Annotated in this window: 1 protein-coding gene; it reads left to right on the top strand. The window is 58.6% G+C overall.

All coding sequences use genetic code 11. The features are described from left to right. The coding region (locus tag FH603_RS28295; RefSeq protein ID WP_235985674.1) for an Ig-like domain-containing protein at positions 1 to 829 on the top strand (829 nt) is incomplete at both ends.

Below are 829 nucleotides of genomic sequence, written 5' to 3'. Positions count from 1 at the left end.
TGTCGACTCGCCCGGGACGCTGGCCGTGGATCTGGCCAACAACCGCATCCTGGTGGCGAGTGTACGCAACAACCTGCCCAGGATCGCGGCCATCAGCCTGAGCGCCCCCTATACGGTCACCACGTTTCTGACCCCAGCTCCTGTCAATGGAGCGACCTCCTCCACGCTGGCTGGCATTGCCATTCCGGGTGCACCAGCCCCTACTACCATCTCGTCTATCAATCGTGGCAGCACTAACCCGAGCAATGCTGGCAGCGTAAACTACACTGTTATCTTTGCGGCCAGCGTAACGGGTCTCACGATCAGCAATTTCGACCTTGTAACCTCCGGCGTGAGTGGAGCCACTATAAACAGTCTATCAGGTTCGGGCACTACCTACACGGTATCCGTGAACACGGGTTCAGGTAGTGGCACGTTAACGCTTCGTCTCCTGAATGCTACTGGTCTTTCGCCCAGTATCAGCACGACTCTCCCATTCACCGGTGAAACTTACACCACTGACAAAACAGCCCCTATCCCTACCATCACCTCCTCAGCGGGGAATCCGACCACGACCAGCCCCATCCCCTTCACGGTTACCTTCTCGGAATCAGTAACGGGCTTCGTGGCGGGTGATGTGACGGTGACCAATGGCACCCTAAGCGGTTTCTCAGGGAGCGGCACCACCTATACGTTCAACGTCACTCCCAGTGCCAATGGTACAGTCACAGTGAACGTACCCGCCAACGTGGCTCAGGACGCGGCCGGTAACGGCAATACCGCAGCAGCCAGCCAGTTCACCATCACCTACGCCCAACCCCTAACGGCTGCCCCGGTGGTGATCGCCCCG

Source organism: Spirosoma utsteinense, assembly GCF_014282275.1.
Classification (GTDB): Bacteria; Bacteroidota; Bacteroidia; order Cytophagales; family Spirosomataceae; genus Spirosoma; species Spirosoma utsteinense.
This window is presented reverse-complemented; position numbering and strand designations above follow the sequence as displayed.